This is a genomic window from Ruegeria sp. HKCCA4812 (assembly GCF_013034245.1).
Lineage (GTDB): Bacteria > Pseudomonadota > Alphaproteobacteria > Rhodobacterales > Rhodobacteraceae > Ruegeria.
In genome coordinates this window covers 358,862-377,840 of the sequence record NZ_WQFQ01000003.1, presented here as the reverse complement: position 1 = coordinate 377,840, position 18,979 = coordinate 358,862, and the positions used below count along the sequence as shown (strand labels likewise).

Sequence of the window (18,979 nt, the reverse complement as noted above, 5' to 3'; positions counted from 1 at the left end):
TTTCGGGCAATATCAGACTCTATTCGGGAAAACCCAACGCTGCGCACGGGTTACACAGAGCGCTTGCCATTGCAATGGCACTGATTCACTGTCGACAAACGGTTTCGGCAAGGAGATTTTTGCTTGGAGCACCTGTTCCTGAACGTTTTGAACGTGGTTCTGCCTGTCCTGATCTGCGCTGGAATTGGCTATGTTCTTGCCGTGATTCAGGCGCCTTTCGACAACAAGGTCGTTGGTGGGATCGTCTCAAAAGTCGGCTATCCGACATTGATCATTTCTCATCTGTCGAACACCAAACTGGCCGTGGGCACGTTTCTTGACATGATGACGGCCGCTGCCCTTGCGGTGGCCGGTTTCGGGGTGTTGGGGTATGTCGTGCTAAAGGTTCTTCGCTTGCCGGTGAGGGCATTTCTGACGCCGTTGATGCACGGCAATGTCGGCAACATCGGCCTGCCAATCACTTTGCTGGCGCTGGGCGATGCAGGTATGGCCTATACCATGGCGTTCGTGGTGGTTGTGCTGATCAGCATCTTTACCGTCGGCATGTGGATCCCGGCCGGAGAATTCTCGCCCAGGAAACTGGCGACGTCCCCGATTATCTATGCCGTGGGCCTCGCCCTGATCCTGATGGCAACGGGGCAAAGCCTGCCGCAACCGGTCGCAAAGTCCTTTGACATCTTGGGTGGATTGTCGATCCCGCTCATGCTGCTGACCCTGGGGCATACGCTCGCGACGCTGCGTGTGAAAAGCCTGGGTCGCGCGGTTCTGCTGACGGCCCTGCATCTGGCGATGGCGGTTGCAATTGCCAGTGTTCTGATCTGGTTGTTTGGTTTCACGGGAACCGAGCGGGGTGCGCTGATCCTGTGTTGCCTGATGCCTTCATCCGTGGCGACTTATCTGTTTATCGACCAGCATGTTCCGGAATACGGGCCGGATGTGGCGGGGTTCATTCTTGTCTCGACGCTCAGCACTTTGCTGGTGCTGCCCGTTGCGCTGTCATACTGGATCTGATGCAACCCTATGCGCAGGGCCAGAAATCGTTAAACTGATGATGTTTGTATTCAAACTTCTTGGTCAGTGGGTGTTTTATGGGCGATGAGAGCTCGGTCAGTGTATCTCCGCAGTCCCGCGCCCGTGTGGTGCTGGCCATGACGGCCATCTGCATGATGGTCGTGGGGTTCAACACAACTGCTGTGACCACCATATTGCCCAATCTCAGGGCCGAATTCGATTTGACCCCGTCAGGTTTGCAATGGGTGATGGCCACGTATTCCGTGACCAGCGCCACGCTTGTCTGCATCGTCAGCCGGCTGGGTGACATTACCGGCAAGATGGGCGTGTTCTTTTTCGGCATGATCGTCTTTGCAATCGGGTCTTCCTTTGCGCTGTTGGCGCAGGACGGGGCGATGCTGCTTATCGGGCGCGGCGCGCAAGGCGCGGGCGCCGCTGCTTTGTTCGGCACGTCCCTGTCATTGTTGACGGCGGCCACGCCCGAAGAGCAGCGCGCCAGCGTTACCGGCATCTGGGGGGCGATTGTCGGTCTGGCGATCGGTGTCGGGCCCATCGTCGGTGGCGCTTTCGGCCATTATGTCAGCTGGCGCGCCGTCTTTGCAGCCGACCTGGTTCTGTTGGCTGTGGCCTTTGCCATCGGGCTGCATGTCAGCAAACGGAAATACGTTCCCGATACCCGTCTTGCCGGGGCAAAGTTCGATTATGCGGGGGCCGTTGCCATTCTGTTTTTCCTCGGGCCATTGTCCTTTGCGCTCAGCAACGGGGAAAGCGGCGGGTGGGCTTCGCCTTTGACACTGGTGCCGCTGGTCGTGGCGGCTGTGTCGACAATTGCCCTTGTCATCGTATCCCGCCGCAGCGACGACCCTTTGATCGAGCTGCGATACTTTCGCCATCCGCGTTATCTGATGGCTGCGGCGGGGATGTTCTTTACTGGCTTCACGCTGTTCTGCTTCTTCGTCTATTTCAATACATTCGTCCAATCGCCCGATGCCTTTGGGTATTCGTCCATCGATGCGGGTCTGGCGATCATGCCGCTCAGCCTCAGCATGTTTGTGATCTCGGTCACCGCACCCCGCTTTCTTGCCCCCTACAGCTTTCAATGGCCGATCGCCATTGGCCTGGGGGCGATGGCCTGCGGGTTCCTGCTGCTGATGACAACAACGAACACAACGCAGTTTTCCGAAATCTGGTGGAAGCTGCTGATCGTCGGTGTCGGATTGGGCATCTGCTTTTCGCTGTTGCCACGTCTGGGCCTGCGCCTGCTGCCCGAGCAGCATGTGGGGCAGGGTTCGGGGGTCATCAACGCCTGTCTCTATTTCGGAGCAACCCTTGGTGCCGTGGTGGGCGGTCTGGCTGAAGCGATCACCAGACGCCGAGGTCTGTCCGAGGTGATCGACGCGTTGCCTGCCGGGTCAACCCAGCGCGAGGATCTGGCCCATGCGCTGGCACATGGAACGCCGAACCAGATACAGCAATTGATCTCGGGGATGGATTCGTCTGCGGGAGATACATTGGCGAAGGCCCTGCGGGATGTGCAGGACAACGCTTTTGACAATGCCATGTTGGTTGCCGCGATTGCGGCGCTGGCCGGAATGACGCTGGCGCTGATGTTGTTGCGCGGGCCGGTTCCCCCTGTACACAGTGCGGCGGAATTGACCCGCAATCCGCGACGACCAAGCCCCTAACCGCCGAGGTAGACCCCTTTCTGAGGGCGAAAAAAGACCTTCTGATCGTGTAGCTTGCCCAGAAGTTCGTGAATACGCCGCAACGTGTCTTCCCGGTCGGTCCTGCTATTCTCTGGTTCATCCGAAGCAGCATGTGACAACGAAGCGATCGAGTCGCGCAACGCCGTTTCAATCAGATCCATATCATCGACTGAAAGCTCGATCATGTCGTTGTACTGGGGCATGTCCGGGTCTCCGTGGAAGCTGAGGGTTTTTCATACGGAGTGTAACATCACTGGGTCTTTGCAAAAACGCACCTTGTCCGGTTTCGCGTCCATAAGACACATGGAAGCTTCCAGAAAAAAGGCCGCCCCCATGGGACGGCCTTTCGAAATCGAAACAAGTCAGACTTAGAAGCCCAGACCTTCGTATTTCTTTTTGAACTTCGACACGCGGCCGCCGGCGTCCATCAGGCGCGACGAACCACCAGTCCATGCAGGGTGCACGGAGGGGTCGATTTCCAGAGCCAGCTGGTCGCCTTCGGCGCCCCAGGTGGATTTCATCTGAACCACTGTGCCATCGGTCATTTTGACGTCGATGACGTGATAATCGGGATGGATGTCTTTTTTCATCTTTCCGTTCCTTACGCTTCGGCGCCAGCCTTGGGCTTGTAGTTCGTGACCTCTGCGATACGTGCGGATTTACCGCGGCGGGTGCGCAGATAGTACAGTTTGGCGCGACGAACGCGGCCACGGCGGACAACGGTGATGCTGTCGATGTTGGTCGAATACAGCGGGAACACACGCTCCACGCCTTCGCCGAACGAAATCTTGCGAACGGTGAACGAACCGGCAATGCCATTGCCGTTGTTGCGCGCGATGCAGACGCCTTCGTAGTTCTGCACACGGGTGCGCGACCCTTCGGTCACCTTATAGCCGACACGAATGGTGTCACCGGCCTTGAAGTCGGGGATGTCTTTCCCCAGGGCGGCAATCTGTTCCGCCTCAAGCTGTGCGATAAGATCCATCGCAGGTACTCCTATATGCTCGTGGTTGGCCCACGAAGTTTGGGCACGGCCTGAGAGCTCTTGGTCTTCACCGGGTCCTGCATGCAGCCCGCCAGAGGTCAGATCGAATGTTCCTTTGGTCTGGTTTGATCCGACACATCCCCGCCGAAGAAAGCCGGGCTTTAAGCCGAAAATCAAACCAAAACACCGGAGTCGCAGAATGCGGCACCGGATTGCGGTCGTTTAAGGGTATTGAGTGCCGGGATCAAGAACAAATCGTATGGCGAAGCAGTGGGAATCCGCCTTTCGAAAATCCCACCGTTGCCACAGCGGTCAGATCAGGCATTCTGAAGGAAATTGAAAGAGCAGAAATTTCAGACAGGACCCCATGATGCGAATTGTACTTATGCTGACGATTGCAGCCGCTTTGCTTATGTCGTGCGGGCGCGGCGGCCCGAAACCGCAGGTCGTGGAACCCACGCCGGGTGTGGACAGGACAGCGCCGTCCGTAATCTATCCTGATTTTGGGGACGCCGATCCGCATGAGTGGGAAGGCCGTCACCCCGGATTGTATCCGATCCACGGGCTTGACGTCTCGCGCTGGCAGGGACCGATAGACTGGCGCACAGCCAAAGCTTCGGGCGTAAGCTTTGCGTTTCTGAAAGCAACCGAAGGCGGCGATGTGGCGGATCCATTATTCGACGACCACAGGCGCGGTGCTCAGGCAGCGGGCGTGCCGTGGGGGGCTTATCATTACTATTATTTCTGCCGATCGGCCCGGGAACAGGCGCGTTGGTTCATTCAGAACGTCCCGAAAGGGGCAGATCTGCCGCATGTTCTTGACATGGAGTGGACGCCGTATTCCAAGACCTGCACGTTGCGGCCCGATGGCAGAACCGTCCGCGCCGAAGCGCAGCGCTTTCTGGACATTCTCGAACGGCATTATGGCCGGCGCCCCATCGTTTATACGACAGTGGATTTCTTTGCGGATACGGATATCGGGCGTTTGCCCAAAACCGAGTTCTGGTTGCGATCCGTCGCAGGCCATCCGCGTCAGGTCTATCCCCGCACGGTCTGGCGGTTTTGGCAATACACCGGCACCGGGCTGGTGCCGGGGGTTCAGGGCAGGGTGGACATCAACACGTTCAACGGCACCCCAGAAACTTGGGCCAGCTGGAAAGCGCGCCGCTAGTTTTGTGACGTTCCGTAGGTTTCGATAGTGCCGCCCCCGACCAAGTGGTCCAGCCGCCGTTCGCGTTCATCACCAAAGGCGTTTCGCACCCAGAACGATTCACCCGCGGTCAGTTCGCGCCGCTCGAAACCGCGTGCGCGCAGGCAGCGATCAACCTGATCGATTTCGCCCTGATGGCGCAGCTCGTCCTGAAATGGCGCGGTGACCGCAGGCCCGATGATGATGCCCCAAAGCAGGATATTGGTTGCATAACCGCCGATTACGGCGCTGTTGCCGCCCTCGTCAGCTTCCTGAGAGCAGGAATCAACGGCAACCTTCGCAGAGTGCAGATTGTGACCGGCTTGCGTCGGAACCGACATCCCAAGCGGTTTGGTGGTACAGGCGGAGGCAACCAGTAACGTGCCAAGCAATAGCGTTTTCATAATGCCTTCTATTTCACTTCTTATTACCCAAAAACTAATGGGGCATGGAAGTGAATAAGTTCAGGTGCGTTCAACTTCAAATGGCATTCTGACAAACATCGAAACTGAGGCATCCCGGCCACAACGAGCGGGTCTAGCCCTAGGATTCTGATCTGGCTTTGACGTATTCTGCCCAGATATCAGGACGCCGTAAGCGCGTGATGTCTTGTGCCATTTTTTGCCGCCATTCCGCGATCCGGCCATGATGGCCCGACATCAGTACCTCGGGGATCGGGCGCCCTTTCCAATCTGCGGGGCGGGTATACTGGGGGTGCTCCAGCAAACCCGAGGCAAAACTTTCTTCTTCGGTCGAAGCCTGATTTCCAAGCACTCCGGGAATCAGCCGTACCGTGGCATCGATCAGGGCTTGTGCCGCGATTTCGCCGCCGGTCATGACGAAATCACCCAACGACACCTCTTGTACGCCATAATGTTCCAAAACGCGCTCGTCCACGCCTTCAAAACGACCGCACAGAAGGGTCATGCCGTCACAACGAGCAAGATTCTGCATCATGCGCTGGTCCATGCGACGCCCGCGCGGGCTGAGGTAGATCAGCGGCCAGTTCCCTTGAACGCCTGCCATCGCATGTTCGATCGCGTCACCCAGAACATCGGCCCGCAGAACCATGCCCGCGCCACCCCCGGCCGGGGTGTCATCAACGTTGCGATGTTTGCCTAAACCGAACTGTCGCAGATCCACTGTTTCCAGTTGCCAAAGCCCTTCCTGTAAGGCTTTGCCTGTCAGGCTTTCGCCCAGAACACCGGGGAAGGCGGACGGGAACAAAGTGATGATCTTGGCTTTCCAGACCCCGTGCAGATCAGGGCTCGGCGTCATCAGCTCGCGTGGTTTCAGGGAAGGACGGATCGCCTTGCGGCCATGGGATCTGCTGGGTTTCTCTGTCATGTCTGGCGGGCCAGTTCGTTCTGTGCGGATTGAATCAGTGCTTTCTTCTGGGTGATCATGGCGGCGTCGTCCAGCGAGGATCGGTTCAGCGCCAGGATTTCCTGTAGCACATCGTCTGAAAATGCTGGCGTGCCATGTGCAGGCCCGACAAGCCGTGACGAAAGCTCGGGTGGCAGGTTCAGAAATTCGGCCAAGGGCGCACCTGCACCAAGGCGGTGGTTCTGCAACGCCTCCATCCACTCTGTTCTGACCGTGACGGATGGCAGCCGATTCCGGACGGCATCAGCGGTTTCCTGAAGCGATGGCAAATGGGCAAGGTCGGAGGAAAAGGCGTCCAAGTCCTGCACCGTGCGTGATTTCTGCAAGTCGTGTGCCCACAGGCTCCGCAGCCATTGATCGCGGGCGCGCAAGGATATGTAGATCGTGATGTCGGTTTCATGACCCAGGAACCGACGCCGCACGACGCTGACCAGAGTTTCCGCCAATTCCGGTGCGGCACCGTAACCTTCACGCTTGTTTCTGCTGGGGCGCAAGCCTGCGAAATTCTCTTCGCTCAGGATCAGCCCCCGGCGTGCGCCGAAATCCAGATCGTCCAGAAACGCGTGCAGGTGGCTTCCAAAACCCGCCAATGTGGAATCCAGCCGGTAAAGCGAGTGACGCGTGGCGCTCTCGCTCAAGCCGCTGTTGCGCGTCTTGTAGGGCAGAACCAATGCGAAGCGGGGCCAGATCAGTTTCCGGTTTTCATGGAGGAAGGACTGTGCTGCGGTCATGCCTGTTTTGTGCAGGCCCAGATGCAGCAGGACCCGCCGCATCAGATCAGGCCTTCGGGCGGGTCGGCCACGATACGGCCTTGTTCCAGATCCACCGTGGGTACAACTTGCATCGTGAAAGGCAGCAAAACCGTGGTTTTCAGGCCCGGCCCGTGCAATTCCAACAAGTCCGCGGCGCCGTGGTTCTGCACCGATTTGACCTTGCCCAGCAGGGTGCCTCCGGTGTCATAGACATCCAGCCCGATCAGATCGTTGTGGTAGAATTCATCATCGGGCAGCGACGGCAGCTGATCGCGCCTTGCGTAAAGGCGCAACCCATTCAGGGCATCCGCCTGTTCCTTGGTTTCAACGCCACCAAGGCGGGCCGCGAATCCGTTCTTGATGGTGCGCGTCAATACCACCGGATAACGCTCTTTGCCCGCTTCATCGGTCAGCGGCGAATAGGTCTCGATATCTTCGGGAACGGCGCAAAAGCTTTTCAGCCTCACCTCGCCTCGCACACCGTAAGCCCCCGCGATGCTGCCGACGCAGATCAGATCACTCATTGGCTGCCCCAGTCGTCAAACATATCCCGTTTCTCCATTCGCCAAGCCCGTTGCAGGCTTCGCGCTGGTTGTTGCGCTCGAAGAACACGCCCACAATAAAGGCGATCAACAGCAGAATGGGAAGTCGTATCAATCCGAACATAAGGCCTTACCGTGTTTCGATCGTCAGGCCCTGTGCCCGGGTTTCCCAGCCGACCTGTTCCAGTTCAGGTGTATCCGACATCTGTTCCGGCCGGCCGACACAGAAATAGCCGATCAGGCGCCAGGTTTCAGGAACACTCAGATCGCGCTTCATCTGGTCGGGGTCCAGAATGGAAACCCAGCCCAGCCCCAGCCCTTCCACCCGAAGTGCAAGCCAGAACAAAGTGATCGCGGACACGACAGAGTAGCGCCGCATCTCGGGCATCGTGCCGGCGCCCAGCCCCAGCCCTTTTTCGGTGCTGTCGTCGCAGAAGACGGCCAGTTGCACAGGCGCTTCCTGCATCCCGGAAAGCTTCAGCCTGCTGTATAGCTGCGCCTTGTCCCCCGAGTAGCCCGTCAAAGCGTGGTCATTGGCGGTGCGAAAATTCTTCAGCGCTGCGGCCCTTGCCGCTTCGCTTTCGACGCGGAGCACGCGCCAGGGTTCGCTGAGCCCCACCGAAGGGGCCAGTCGAAATGCGTCGAGGCAGCGCGCCAGCACTGCCTCGTCAATCGCATCGGTGCGGAACCGGCGCACATCCCGCCGGAGCCGCAACAACAGGTCGAACTGCGTGCGAAAATCGTCTGTAAAGGGGTGATCCCGCACGCGTACGCCTGCTTATTCTTCTGCCGGAGCAGCAGCGGCTTCGGCTGCTTCAGCGGCCTTGGCGGCTTTCTCTTCGGCGCGCTCCTGGGCTTTCTTGCCCGGAGTTCCCTTGTTGGGGTTGTTGCGCTCGGCCTTGTCACGGGCACCGGCCGCTTCCAGCATACGTGCGATACGGTCGGTGGGCTGTGCGCCCTGATCCAGCCAGTACTGGATGCGCTCCATGTTCATTTTCACGCGCTCTTCGCTGTCTTTCGGCAGCAGCGGGTTGTAGGTGCCCAGTTTCTCGATGAAACGGCCATCGCGCGGCATACGGCTGTCAGCCGCAACGATGCGATAGAAAGGACGTTTTTTCGAGCCGCCGCGGGCGAGACGAATTTTCATTGCCATGGTGGTATCTCCTTTGAATGGCGTATCCGGCGTGGGTGCCGGTTAGTTCTGGTGTTTGTTGAACCGGAGTTTCACTCTTGATGCTTCCGGTGGTGTCGGATGACTTCCTGAATGATGAAATTCAGGAAAGCCTTGGCGAAATCGGGGTCCAGATCGGCCTCATTCGCCAGGTCTTCTAACCGTGCGATCTGCGCAGCTTCGCGCGAGGGATCGGACGGGGGAAGGTCGTGTTCGGCCTTGAGCTTGCCAACGGCCTGCGTGTGCTTGAACCGCTCGCCGAGCGTATAGACAAGGATCGCGTCCAGCCTGTCGATGCTTTCGCGATGCTCTTTCAACAGCGTGGCAGCCTGTGTCACGGGGTTGGTCATTGGCCGGTCCTTTCGGTGGTCAAGTCAATCTGCGGATGGCGCCAGATCTGAGCGTGTTTGCCCAGAAGTTCGGCATTCTCAAGCTCCAGCGTTGCCCCAAGCCGTTCAGCCAAAGCGCGCGAACGATCATTTGCATGGGCGATGTACGAGATCACGCCGTTCAGGCCCTGATGCCGGGCGGCATGATCACGCGCAGCCGATGCAGCTTCAAAGGCCAGCCCCTTGCCTTCGGCTTCTTCCATCAGGGTCCAACCCAGTTCCGGTTCGGCCCAGCCCGGCACGTAGATCATTCCGGCCCAGCCAACGAATGTGCCGCGGGCCTTTTCGGTCAGGTGCCACAGGCCATAACCCCGCAGCGCCCAATGACCCAGCCGGTTCGACAATGAGCTCCAGCATTCGCGCGCATCCCTGGGACCGCCCACCATATGGCTGCGCTCGGTCGCGAAGAATGCGGTCATCGCGGGCAGGTCATCCAGATGCGGCGCGCGCAGGATCAGGCGTTCGGTTTCAATTGTGGGAATGGTGAAAGAGGTCATGCGTATGCCTCCATTCCGCCATTCACCAGATCCGAGGGCGCCGGGTGCCGCCAGATTTCGGATTTTCCGAACTTGGGGTGGTCATAGTGATACTCGAACTGCGCGCCCAGACGCTTGGCCACGGCCTTGCTGGCGTGATTGTCCAGGTCGATCAGTGAGATCGCGGTTTCCCAGCCCAATACATCATAGGCGTAGGCGCGTGCAGTCAGCGCGGCCTCGGTCGCATAGCCCTTGCCGGTGGCGTGGTTCAACAGGGTCCAGCCAACTTCGGGTTCCGGCCAGCCTTCGGGAAACCAAAGCCCGATCCGCCCGACATAGGTGCCGGTGTCTTTTTCATCGACGCTCCAATACCCATAGCCGCGCAAGGCCCAGTGCCCCAGCAGCGAGGCGACCACCCGCCAAACCTCATCCCTGCGCAGAGGGCCGCCGACGAACTTGGCCGCATCGCTTGCAAAGAAGGCAGTGTCCGCGTTGACATCAGCCTCGGACGGTGCGCGCAGGATCAGGCGTTCGGTCTCCAGCGTCGGGATCGGCATCGCGAATGTCATGCCTGCACCTCGCGGTAGCGCCAGACATGCTGGGTTGGCCCAAAGGCGCTTTCTGCATCGGCATCGCGCGCTGCGCCCAGTCGTTGGGCAAGCGCGTTCGAACGGGTGTTGGATTGCGAAACATAGCTTACGAACTGCCCCGATCCCAGCAGGTCAAATCCGAAATCACGCACGGCGGCGCAAGCTTCGGTGGCATAGCCCTGCATCCGGTGTTCAGCGCCGAACATATAGCCAAGTTCCGGTTCGTGATCGTCCCATTCCAAACCCAGAACGACGAAGCCAATTGCCCGATCATCACCCTTGAGCGTGACCGTGAACAGGCCGTGACCATGCAGAAGCCAGCCCGCGGTATAATAGGAAAACTCGGTCCACGCGGCTTGCGCTGTGTCACCAAAGCTGTCCTTGCAGATCGACGTCCACACCGGCAGGTCTTCCAGTGTGGGCACGCGCAGGACCAGCCGCCGGGTCTGAATGACCGGCAGGGCTGCGCGATATTGCGCTGCTGCCATCGCCGCCTTTCCGGACGGGGGCTGGGTGCAGCGTGCGGGGGTCACTTTTTCTTTCCGAACCCGCTCAGGCCCGGTGGCAGACCCATGCCGCCGCCCAGACCGGGCATCTTGCCGCCCATGGCCTTGGCTGCCTGTTCCAGCGCCTTGGGATCCATGCCTGCGGCCATCTCCTCGGGGCTGGGGCCGCCTTTGCCGAACATGCCTTTCATGGCCTGTTTCAGCATCTTGCCTTTGCCCATCTTGCCCATCTTCTTCATCATGTCCGACATCTGCCGGTGCATCTTGAGCAGCTTGTTGAGGTCGCTGACCTCCATCCCGGACCCCGCCGCGATGCGTTTCTTGCGGCTGGCCTGAAGGATCTGCGGGTTGGCGCGTTCGCGCTTGGTCATCGACTGGATCATGGCGATCTGCTGGCGCAGGATCCTGTCGTCCAGACCGGCCTGATCCATCTGCTTGGCCATCTTGCCCATGCCCGGCATCATGCCCATCATGCCCTGCATGCCGCCCATCTGGATCATCTGTTCCAGCTGCATTTTCAGGTCGTTCATGTTGAACTGACCCTTGACCATGCGCTTCATCATGCGCTCGGTCTGTTCCATCTCCATCGTTTCCTGGGCCTTTTCGACCAGGGCAACGATGTCGCCCATGCCCAGAATACGACCGGCGATCCGGTCCGGCTCGAATGTTTCGAGCGCATCCATCTTCTCGCCCAGACCGACAAAGCGGATCGGCTTGCCGGTCACGGCGCGCATCGACAGGGCCGCACCACCGCGCCCGTCGCCGTCCATCCGGGTCAGGACCACGCCCGAGATGCCGACCTTGGCGTCGAACTCCTCGGCCACCTCGACGGCGACCTGACCGGTCAGGCCGTCGACCACCAGCAGCGTCTCGCGCGGGTCAACGGCGTTGCGGACCTGTTCGACCTCGTCCATCAGGACTTCGTCGATGTGCAGACGACCCGCGGTGTCGAGCATGTACACGTCGTAACCACCCAGCGTCGCCTGCTGTTTGGCGCGCTTGGCAATATCGACAGGTTTCTGGCCGGGAACGATCGGCAGGGTGTCCACCCCGATCTGGGTGCCCAGAACCGCCAGCTGATCCATCGCCGCCGGGCGGTAGACGTCCAGCGAGGCCATCAGGACCTTCTTGCCCTCTTTCTCTTTCAGACGTTTCGCCAGCTTGCCGGTGGTCGTCGTCTTACCCGAACCCTGCAAGCCGACCATCAGGATCGGCGCGGGCGGGTTGTCGATCTTCAGCGCACCGGGGTCTTCCTCGCCACGCAGGGTGTCAACCAAAGCGTCATGCACGATCTTAACGACCTGCTGGCCGGGGGTGATCGACTTGGTGACTGCCTGACCGGTGGCCTGGCTTTGAACTTTCTTGACGAATTCCCTTGCAACCGGCAGCGAGACGTCGGCCTCAAGCAGGGCAACGCGGACCTCACGCAGGGCGGTTTTGACGTCTTCTTCGGACAGGGCACCCTGTTTGGTCAACCGGTCGAAGACGCCAGAGAGGCGTTCGGATAGATTTTCAAACATGCCTGCGGCCTCCTTAGCCGGTTCTGGTTTGGCGCCCCTTAGATAAGGGCAGACGGGTCAATGCACAAACGCCCCCACGGGCGAAACTCGCTGGTGGAGGGCGATCCCTGAACGACTCAAGGGACCGGAAGATCGAAAGGCTTCCGGATGTTGGGGCGTCATCTACGCCTCTGGGCCGTGTGAGTCAAGATAAGCTATGTGAGTGTCACATTGCGGGCTATTCTGCGTGATTGAAGCTGAGGGAGGGGGCGATGAAGAATGGTCTGCCGCGAAAGACGACCGACTATGTCGGCGAAGTGACCAACACCGATATATGGTCCGGATTCGAGATCCGGCCCAGCGACGTCTTTGTGTGCACACCGCCCAAATGCGGCACCACTTGGACGCAAACACTGGTGCGCATGCTCATCACCGAAACGGCCGACCCCAGTGTGTACGACAACAGGGTCTCACCGTGGCTTGATTGCAGTTTTCGCGATCGGGTCGCGCAGGCGGATGAACTGAGCGCGCAAAGACATCGGCGCTGTATCAAGACACATACCCCGCTTGATGGCATCGTGTTCTCGCCAAATGCGCAATATCTGGTTGTTCACCGCCATCCGGTTGACGTGCATTTTTCAATGCGCCGCCATGTCGAGAATATGAAACATGACTGGCTTGATTACCTGTTCCCCGACGATCTGTCGGAAGCTTTCGACATGTTTTTGAACCGGCCCGCGTCATCCAAGGGCACAGATGACCTGACCCTCAGATCGATCATTCATCACTTCCACTCCTTTTGGATGTATCGCGACCTGCCCAACATCCATTTTCTGCACTATGCCGAGCTCAGCCGGGATCTTCCGGGACAGGTCGCACGGCTTGCACGGATCATGGACATCGAAATTGACCCGGACCTGGTCAAAGACATAGCCGAGGCCGGCAGTTTCGGATCAATGAAAAACAACGCCATACGTCTGGAGCAAACCCCCGGATTCACCAGTGGGTTTCACGACTTTGCGCAGTTCTTCTCTTCGGGCACAAGCAACAAGTGGGAAGGCAAACTGACCGAGCAGGACATGGCGCGATATGACGCCTGCATGTCCCGGCTGGTCTCAGCCGAAGAGCGCTTGTGGCTGGAACGCGGCCTGGCGTCTTAGTTTGTCCCGACTGCGCGACGGTCTTGGCCTGGTTTCGATGGAAGCCAGTCATTCACCGCCTCTGCCAACCGGTGAGAGCCGGAGCCGCTGGAAAACGCTTCGACAATGGGATGGCGACCCGCGCTCATGCCTTTCTCAAGAACAAGGACCGGGCGATACAGCGTCGAGGTGCCGTTTTTGCCACGGGATGTCGTGCTTTCGATTTCTGCGTGGGACAGGTTGGACAGTGTGTGTTCGACCGCTTCATAACCAAAAACCGATTGGCGGCGGATCAGGATACTGTCTTTGTGCCGATCCAGAATGATCTGAACCCGTCTTACGAAAACACAAAACGCACCAAACCCAAGACCGCCTCCGCCGAGGGCGAAGATCAGGCCGAACCAGATGCCTTCGCCGCCCGTGCTCATCAGAAAGATACCGGGGCCGACAAAGGCCAGAATGAAAATGACCAGCGTGATACCGATGAACCAGGGCGTATTGGCGATGATCAGTTGGTTTGGGGTGTCTCGGGTCACTTTCATGGCGGTACGCTAGCACCGTTCCAACACCCTGTTCCAGTTTGTTTCATCACGGTCTTTCGTGAAATCAGGCTGAAACGCGCAGGGCCAGCGCAGCACCGTCCTTGATCTCGGGCAGTGTGGTTGGCGGGGTCAAGGCCAGGTTCGGCACGCCAGACGCTGACTGCGCCTGTGATGCGCGCGATTTTCATTCGGGCGGGTATCACCCACGCAATTGTATGTCTCGCGCTTGAATTCCAAGCTTTGTTGCGCGATGAGCAATCCCCAAAAAGCGAGGGCTTCATGGACGCTTCATCCACCCATCAGGACACTTTGCCGCTGAGTTCGGACGCATTGCTTGCGCAGATGGAAGATTGGGAGCTGACCTATCGCCTGCATACCCATGTGCCATTGCGTACGGTCGAGGATGCAAAGGCGGTCGAAGACCAGTTCATGACACCCGGAGAGAACGCGCTGCGGGTCAAGAACCTGTATCTGCGCGACAAGAAAAAGCGCAACTATCTGGTGACCTTGGAACAAAGTCGCGAGATTGATCTCAAGGCTTTGGGGGCCGAGTTGGGCATAGGCAACCTGTCCTTCGGCTCGGCGGACCGGCTGTTTCAGAATCTCGGCATACGTCCCGGCGCCGTCAGTCCGCTGGCGATGATCAACGGTGTTCAGAATGATGTCAGGTTCTTCATGGATGCGGCGGCGCAGCAGGCTGAGGTGATTTACATGCACCCCCTTGTCAACGACCGCACCGTGGCCCTGACGCGGGCCGACATGATGGCCTTTTTCGATCGCATCGGCTGCGCGGTCACGTGGTTGCCCTGATTACGTCAGCGCCTCTTTCAATGCGGCGGCGACATGCGCGGCTGACGGGTTGACGAACAGATGCCCGTCAGCTTCGAACACCGGATCGTCCAGGTGGTTAGGAAAAGCCAGTGGAAGCTCGGTACAGGCCAGCAGGATCGCGGTTCCGGGGCTGGCGTGCTTGTCGCAAAACGCCAGCAGTCTGGCGCGGGCGATGTCAGACGCACCACCGTAGAAATCACTGTCGATCATGGCCTGCATCTGGGAAACCTCGGGTTCGGGCAACCGTTCATTCGCGGCAATGCCTTCGGCGGCCAGTCGATCCGCATAGTCGGTGGCCTGCATCGTCACGGTTGTTCCAAGGACCAGAGCCCGCGATGCGCCGGTACCTGCCGTCGCCTCGGCGGTTGCGTCAAAGATGCTGAGGATCGGCATCGAGACACCCTGCCGTATCGCGTGAAGCCGCGCATGGGGGGTGTTGGACGCGATAATGCCAAAATCGCACCCGGCGCGTTCGAGAGTCAGCAGGGCGTCGCGGAACACCGCGTCAAAATCCGCCCAGCTTGCCTCATCACCGGCGACACCGCGCAGGGCGCGCGTTCTGGCCTGCGTAACGGATTCGATGGTCATTGGTGGGATCGGCAAAGGCGAACCATGGCCGCGTTCCGCGTGATAACGCCCGGCCCCTTCGGCAATCGCCCGGTAGTAATCGACGGTCGAGGCCCAGCCCACACCGCCCAGAATGCCGATTTTCTTCATGTGGCCCATCCAGTCTGCCTGTTTGCTCGCATGCAGACTGGACGTTTCCACGCTCGTTGGCCAGAGGCGATCAGGCCGCAAGCTCCGCAACCGCCTTGTGGGCACTTTCCAGCGCCGCATCCGGGTTCACGGCCATCTGATCCGCGGCGATGACGTCGACGTCATGAATGCCGATGAAACCCAGAACGTAGCGCGCGTAATTGGTGGCGAAATCAGCTTCGGATCCGACAGGAACACCGCCTGATGCGATGGCCAGAATGGCACGTTTTCCTTCCAGCAGGCCTTTGGGTCCGTTTTCCGTGTAGGAAAAGGTCAGGCCCGCGCGCGCCACGAGGTCGACCCAGGCCTTGAATGCGGCAGGCACCGAAAAGTTGTAGATCGGCAGGCCGATGACGATGGTGTCGGCCTCTTGCAGTTCGGAAACCAGTTCGTCCGACAGGGCCAGCCGGTCGCGCTGTAGATCGTCGCGCTGCTCGGCGGGGGTGAAATTGGCGGCGATCCAGTCTTCTGTCAGCAGGGGCAGGGGGGTGGCCAGATCGCGGCGGATGATGCGGTCTGCACCCAGTTGCTTGACCACACGGTCAGACAGATCGCGCGTGGTCGAGTTCACGCGGCGGGCGGATGAGTCGATGTGAAGGATCGTTTTGGTCATTGTTTTGCTCCTTTTGGTCAGGGGAATCTTGTCCTGCGCCCAATATGATTGTTGCGTTGATGAACAAAACTCGGATACATCAACAGTTATTGTTGGAAATTGCACAGTGACGACATTGCCATGGATAATTGGGATGAAGTAAGAACCGCCTATCAGGTGGCACGTATGGGGACGGTCAGCGGCGCGGCAGAGGTTCTGGGCGTTCACCACGCCACCGTGATCCGTCACATTGATGCGATCGAGGCGCGATTGGGTGTCAAACTGTTCCAGCGCCATGCCCGCGGGTACACGCCGACCGAAGCAGGCGACGATCTGTTGCGCGTGGCACAGGCGACCGAAGATCAGTTCAACCAGCTTGTCGGCCGGATGAAGGGACGCGGAGACGATGTCTCGGGTGAATTGGTCGTGACATCCCTGGGGTCTCTTGCCCCGTTGGTGGTGCCGACGCTCACCGCGTTTCAAAAGATGCATCCGGACTTGATCGTGCGATACCTGACGGGCGACCGGCTGTTCCGGTTGGAATACGGTGAGGCGCATGTGGCGATCCGCGCCGGATCGGCCCCCGATCAACCCGACAATGTCGTCCAGCCTTTCCGACAAGAGGAAGTTGGTCTTTATGCCAGCGCCTCGTACATCGAACGGTTCGGCAAGCCATCCGGAATCGAAGATTTTGCACGCCATCACTTCGTAAGTTCCGATGATGAGACCAGCCGCGCGCCGTTCACCCGCTGGCTGCGCGCGACAGTACCCGCCGATCGCATCACCTTCCGCTGTACCAACAACTTCTGCATGCGCGAGGCCGTTCTGGCCGGTGCCGGCATCGGCTTCATGGCCCGTTGGGAGGCTGCCCGCCACGACAATCTGGTCGAGGTGATTGATCCGCTGCCGGAATGGTTCGGCAATCTGTGGCTGGTGACCCACGTGGACTTGCACCGCACCACCAAGGTACAGGCGTTCCTGAGCTTTTTGAAAGAAGAAGCCAAAGGCTGGCAGCCATGAGCCCGCAGATGCGTGGCCATCTGGCCATGCTTGCCTTTTCAGCCCTTGTGGCAGGCAGCTTTTCGCTGGGGTCCATGATCGCCAACGAAATCGCGCCAGCCGCCCTGAATGCGGTTCGCTTTGCGATTGCCGCTGCCGTGATTGGTTTGGCCGCCCTGGCGACAACCGGCCTGCCGCGCAGCGCCGCGCAGGCCCCTTGGCGCTATCTGGTGCTCGGGGCTTTGTTCGCCACCTATTTCGTCCTGATGTTCTATGGGTTGCAAACCGCCCCACCTGTCAGTGCGGCAGCGGTGTTCACCCTGACACCAGTTGTCTCTGCCATGGCGGGGTGGGTCTTGTTGCGCCAAATCACGACTCCGCGCATGGCGCTGGCCCTGACCATTGGCGCCGTGGGGGCGCTTTGGGTGATTTTTCGGGCCGATTGGCAGATGTTCCGCGCCTTTGAAATCGGGGGCGGCGAAATCATCTATTTCTGGGGCTGCGTCGCCCATGCGATCTATACGCCCATGATACGCAAGCTGAACCGAGGAGAGCCCGCCGTGGTGTTCACCTTCGGTACGCTGGTCGCCGGGTGTCTGTTGTTGGTCGTGTTCGGCTGGTCAGACCTGATGGCAACCGATTGGGCCGGGCTTCCGGCTATTGTCTGGATCGGCCTGTTCTATATTTCGTTCTTTGCAACGGCAGCCAGCTTCGTGCTGGTGCAATTTTCTTCCTTGCGGCTGCCGTCGGCCAAGGTCATGGCCTATACCTACCTGGTTCCCAGCTGGGTCATTCTGTGGGAGATTGCACTGGGCAAAGGCGTGCCAACCGGTTTGATCCTGGGTGGTGTGGCGCTGACAATCATCGCCCTGCTGATGTTGTTGAAAGAGGAAGTTCCGCCCTCGGTGCCAGTGCGCCGCGCCATGGAATAAGCCACTTCTTCGCTGGAAAAACCCGGCAGATCCAAGATGTATTCCAGCGGTGGAATTTGTTGAGCCAGATCAAGGCACCCCTGTGGGCCCTTCCATAACCTCTTTGGCAGGCAAATGGAGGAGATCATGTTCAAACATATCATGTTGCCGGTTGACCGGCATCTACCGCCCGAAGTTCGCAAAGCAGCCGATGTTGCCGGGCAGGTTGCAAAGTGGCAGGGCGCCAAAATCACTCTGGTCAGCGTCACCGGGGCCCATATGGGTGAATCCTCGGAAACCGAGGCCGAGATCGACAAGGAATTGGCGGGGTTCACCGAACAGTTGGCCGCAGAAAGTGGATCAGACGTTTCGATGCGCAAAATCCACTCGGTCGACGTTGCCGCTGAGGTGGACAGCGATCTGACCCGCGCGGCCGAGGAGATCGGCGCAGATCTGGTCATTGTCGGCACCCACGCGCCCCGGATCACCGACTATATTTTTTCCAGCCACGCCGGTTATCTGGCGAAACACGCCAGCATGTCTGTTTTTGTGGTGCGCTAGGCCTCGCCCGACTTTGGCAGTTCAGCTTCCAGAAACCGTTCGAACGCGTCCAGATTGACGGGCTCGAATTGTCCGAACCCCTGCATCCAGACCGAAGCGGCGCGCAAGGCGTCGGGTTCCAGCTTGCACCATTTTACCCGCCCGCGTTTTTCCTGACTGATCAGACCGGCCTTGGTCAGTATGACCAGGTGTTTGGAGATCGCCGCCAACGACATCTCGAACGGTTCGGCCACATCCGTCACCGCCATGTCATCCTCCAGCAGCAGCGCCAGAATGGCGCGGCGGGTGGGGTCGGCGAGGGCTGCAAAGACGGTGTCGAGATCGTTGGACATGCGTCCGCTCAACCATAGCTGCCGGGATTGGTCAACCATTTGGTTGAATATGCGGATTCTGGGCTTTGGCGGCACAACGGTGGCCCTCGAAACCAATGACACGCCCTGTGACTT

General features: G+C 59.3%; 26 protein-coding genes. 8 read left to right on the top strand and 18 right to left on the bottom strand.

Features of this window, described 5'->3' with window-relative positions; genetic code table 11:
- Positions 1–123 precede the first annotated feature (123 nt).
- Positions 124–1,011: an AEC family transporter gene (locus GOW04_RS12255; protein ID WP_171232718.1), complete on the top strand. Its 888-nt coding sequence runs from the start codon at positions 124–126 to the stop codon at positions 1,009–1,011.
- 77 nt (positions 1,012–1,088) lie between these two features.
- On the top strand, positions 1,089–2,696 hold the full coding sequence (locus tag GOW04_RS12250; protein WP_171232717.1) for an MFS transporter: 1,608 nt from the start codon (positions 1,089–1,091) through the stop codon (positions 2,694–2,696).
- Here the strand turns inward: GOW04_RS12250 and GOW04_RS12245 are convergent.
- The 3 genes from GOW04_RS12245 to rplS all read right to left on the bottom strand — a co-directional run bounded on the left by GOW04_RS12245 (position 2,693) and on the right by rplS (position 3,702).
- A complete protein-coding gene (locus tag GOW04_RS12245; protein WP_171232716.1) occupies positions 2,693–2,920 on the bottom strand; it encodes a hypothetical protein in 228 nt (75 codons plus the stop codon). The genes GOW04_RS12250 and GOW04_RS12245 overlap by 4 nt on opposite strands.
- 165 nt (positions 2,921–3,085) lie before the next feature.
- Positions 3,086–3,307, bottom strand: coding sequence for a 50S ribosomal protein L31 (gene rpmE / locus GOW04_RS12240; RefSeq protein ID WP_050605278.1), 222 nt, complete (start codon positions 3,305–3,307; stop codon positions 3,086–3,088).
- A gap of 11 nt (positions 3,308–3,318) precedes the next feature.
- Positions 3,319–3,702 carry a 50S ribosomal protein L19 gene (rplS, locus tag GOW04_RS12235; RefSeq protein WP_152457026.1) on the bottom strand — a complete coding sequence of 128 codons (384 nt, stop codon included), beginning with the start codon at positions 3,700–3,702 and terminating at the stop codon, positions 3,319–3,321.
- 367 nt (positions 3,703–4,069) lie between these two features.
- Here rplS and GOW04_RS12230 point away from each other — a divergent pair, with 367 nt between their 5' ends.
- Positions 4,070–4,873: a GH25 family lysozyme gene (locus GOW04_RS12230; RefSeq protein WP_371814398.1), complete on the top strand. Its 804-nt coding sequence runs from the start codon at positions 4,070–4,072 to the stop codon at positions 4,871–4,873.
- Here GOW04_RS12230 and GOW04_RS12225 read toward each other — a convergent pair.
- From GOW04_RS12225 to ffh, 11 genes are all read right to left on the bottom strand, one after another.
- Complete coding sequence (locus GOW04_RS12225; RefSeq protein ID WP_171232715.1) at positions 4,870–5,295, bottom strand: hypothetical protein; 426 nt, start codon at positions 5,293–5,295, stop codon at positions 4,870–4,872. The two genes, GOW04_RS12230 and GOW04_RS12225, sit on opposite strands and share 4 nt — an antisense overlap.
- Before the next feature lie 139 nt (positions 5,296–5,434).
- The gene (trmD, locus tag GOW04_RS12220) at positions 5,435–6,238 is read right to left on the bottom strand and encodes a tRNA (guanosine(37)-N1)-methyltransferase TrmD (RefSeq protein ID WP_171232714.1); all 804 of its coding nucleotides are present in this window, start codon (positions 6,236–6,238) and stop codon (positions 5,435–5,437) included.
- Positions 6,235–7,050 (bottom strand): hypothetical protein, encoded by an 816-nt coding sequence (locus GOW04_RS12215; protein WP_171232713.1) that lies wholly within the window; start codon positions 7,048–7,050, stop codon positions 6,235–6,237. Before GOW04_RS12215 ends, trmD begins: the two co-directional genes overlap by 4 nt.
- Positions 7,050–7,553: a ribosome maturation factor RimM gene (rimM, locus tag GOW04_RS12210; protein ID WP_152457030.1), complete on the bottom strand. Its 504-nt coding sequence runs from the start codon at positions 7,551–7,553 to the stop codon at positions 7,050–7,052. Before rimM ends, GOW04_RS12215 begins: the two co-directional genes overlap by 1 nt.
- Before the next feature lie 148 nt (positions 7,554–7,701).
- Positions 7,702–8,337, bottom strand: a complete 636-nt coding sequence (gene bluB / locus GOW04_RS12205; RefSeq protein WP_171232712.1) for a 5,6-dimethylbenzimidazole synthase — start codon at positions 8,335–8,337, stop codon at positions 7,702–7,704.
- Between the two features lie 12 nt (positions 8,338–8,349).
- Complete coding sequence (rpsP, locus tag GOW04_RS12200) at positions 8,350–8,724, bottom strand: 30S ribosomal protein S16 (protein ID WP_171232711.1); 375 nt, start codon at positions 8,722–8,724, stop codon at positions 8,350–8,352.
- Positions 8,725–8,795: 71 nt separating this feature from the next.
- On the bottom strand, positions 8,796–9,092 hold the full coding sequence (locus GOW04_RS12195; protein WP_170344783.1) for a chorismate mutase: 297 nt from the start codon (positions 9,090–9,092) through the stop codon (positions 8,796–8,798).
- On the bottom strand, positions 9,089–9,628 hold the full coding sequence (locus tag GOW04_RS12190) for a GNAT family N-acetyltransferase (protein ID WP_171169232.1): 540 nt from the start codon (positions 9,626–9,628) through the stop codon (positions 9,089–9,091). The genes GOW04_RS12195 and GOW04_RS12190 overlap by 4 nt, the downstream gene beginning before the upstream one ends.
- Positions 9,625–10,176 carry a GNAT family N-acetyltransferase gene (locus tag GOW04_RS12185; protein ID WP_171232710.1) on the bottom strand — a complete coding sequence of 184 codons (552 nt, stop codon included), beginning with the start codon at positions 10,174–10,176 and terminating at the stop codon, positions 9,625–9,627. Before GOW04_RS12185 ends, GOW04_RS12190 begins: the two co-directional genes overlap by 4 nt.
- Positions 10,173–10,730: a GNAT family N-acetyltransferase gene (locus GOW04_RS12180; RefSeq protein WP_171232709.1), complete on the bottom strand. Its 558-nt coding sequence runs from the start codon at positions 10,728–10,730 to the stop codon at positions 10,173–10,175. Before GOW04_RS12180 ends, GOW04_RS12185 begins: the two co-directional genes overlap by 4 nt.
- Positions 10,727–12,223, bottom strand: coding sequence for a signal recognition particle protein (ffh, locus tag GOW04_RS12175; RefSeq protein ID WP_171120316.1), 1,497 nt, complete (start codon positions 12,221–12,223; stop codon positions 10,727–10,729). Before ffh ends, GOW04_RS12180 begins: the two co-directional genes overlap by 4 nt.
- Positions 12,224–12,474: 251 nt before the next feature.
- On the opposite strand from ffh, the gene GOW04_RS12170 reads away from it, so the two are divergent.
- Positions 12,475–13,362, top strand: coding sequence for a sulfotransferase domain-containing protein (locus GOW04_RS12170; RefSeq protein ID WP_171232708.1), 888 nt, complete (start codon positions 12,475–12,477; stop codon positions 13,360–13,362).
- Here the strand turns inward: GOW04_RS12170 and GOW04_RS12165 are convergent.
- Positions 13,359–13,883 (bottom strand): hypothetical protein, encoded by a 525-nt coding sequence (locus GOW04_RS12165; RefSeq protein ID WP_171232707.1) that lies wholly within the window; start codon positions 13,881–13,883, stop codon positions 13,359–13,361. The genes GOW04_RS12170 and GOW04_RS12165 overlap by 4 nt on opposite strands.
- Before the next feature lie 279 nt (positions 13,884–14,162).
- Here GOW04_RS12165 and GOW04_RS12160 point away from each other — a divergent pair, with 279 nt between their 5' ends.
- Positions 14,163–14,693, top strand: a complete 531-nt coding sequence (locus GOW04_RS12160; RefSeq protein WP_171232706.1) for a prolyl-tRNA synthetase associated domain-containing protein — start codon at positions 14,163–14,165, stop codon at positions 14,691–14,693.
- Here GOW04_RS12160 and GOW04_RS12155 read toward each other — a convergent pair whose 3' ends face one another.
- Both GOW04_RS12155 and GOW04_RS12150 read right to left on the bottom strand, forming a co-directional pair.
- Positions 14,694–15,431, bottom strand: a complete 738-nt coding sequence (locus GOW04_RS12155; protein ID WP_171232705.1) for an aspartate/glutamate racemase family protein — start codon at positions 15,429–15,431, stop codon at positions 14,694–14,696. It lies immediately after the preceding gene.
- 70 nt (positions 15,432–15,501) lie between these two features.
- Positions 15,502–16,083, bottom strand: coding sequence for an FMN-dependent NADH-azoreductase (locus GOW04_RS12150; protein ID WP_171232704.1), 582 nt, complete (start codon positions 16,081–16,083; stop codon positions 15,502–15,504).
- A gap of 120 nt (positions 16,084–16,203) precedes the next feature.
- Here GOW04_RS12150 and GOW04_RS12145 point away from each other — a divergent pair, with 120 nt between their 5' ends.
- The 3 genes from GOW04_RS12145 to GOW04_RS12135 all read left to right on the top strand — a co-directional run bounded on the left by GOW04_RS12145 (position 16,204) and on the right by GOW04_RS12135 (position 18,533).
- Positions 16,204–17,082: a LysR family transcriptional regulator gene (locus GOW04_RS12145; RefSeq protein WP_152457042.1), complete on the top strand. Its 879-nt coding sequence runs from the start codon at positions 16,204–16,206 to the stop codon at positions 17,080–17,082.
- Positions 17,079–17,993 carry a DMT family transporter gene (locus GOW04_RS12140; RefSeq protein ID WP_152457043.1) on the top strand — a complete coding sequence of 305 codons (915 nt, stop codon included), beginning with the start codon at positions 17,079–17,081 and terminating at the stop codon, positions 17,991–17,993. The genes GOW04_RS12145 and GOW04_RS12140 overlap by 4 nt, the downstream gene beginning before the upstream one ends.
- Before the next feature lie 126 nt (positions 17,994–18,119).
- Positions 18,120–18,533, top strand: coding sequence for a universal stress protein (locus tag GOW04_RS12135; RefSeq protein WP_171232703.1), 414 nt, complete (start codon positions 18,120–18,122; stop codon positions 18,531–18,533).
- Here GOW04_RS12135 and GOW04_RS12130 read toward each other — a convergent pair.
- Positions 18,530–18,865: a helix-turn-helix transcriptional regulator gene (locus GOW04_RS12130; protein ID WP_171232765.1), complete on the bottom strand. Its 336-nt coding sequence runs from the start codon at positions 18,863–18,865 to the stop codon at positions 18,530–18,532. The two genes, GOW04_RS12135 and GOW04_RS12130, sit on opposite strands and share 4 nt — an antisense overlap.
- Positions 18,866–18,979 lie beyond the last annotated feature (114 nt).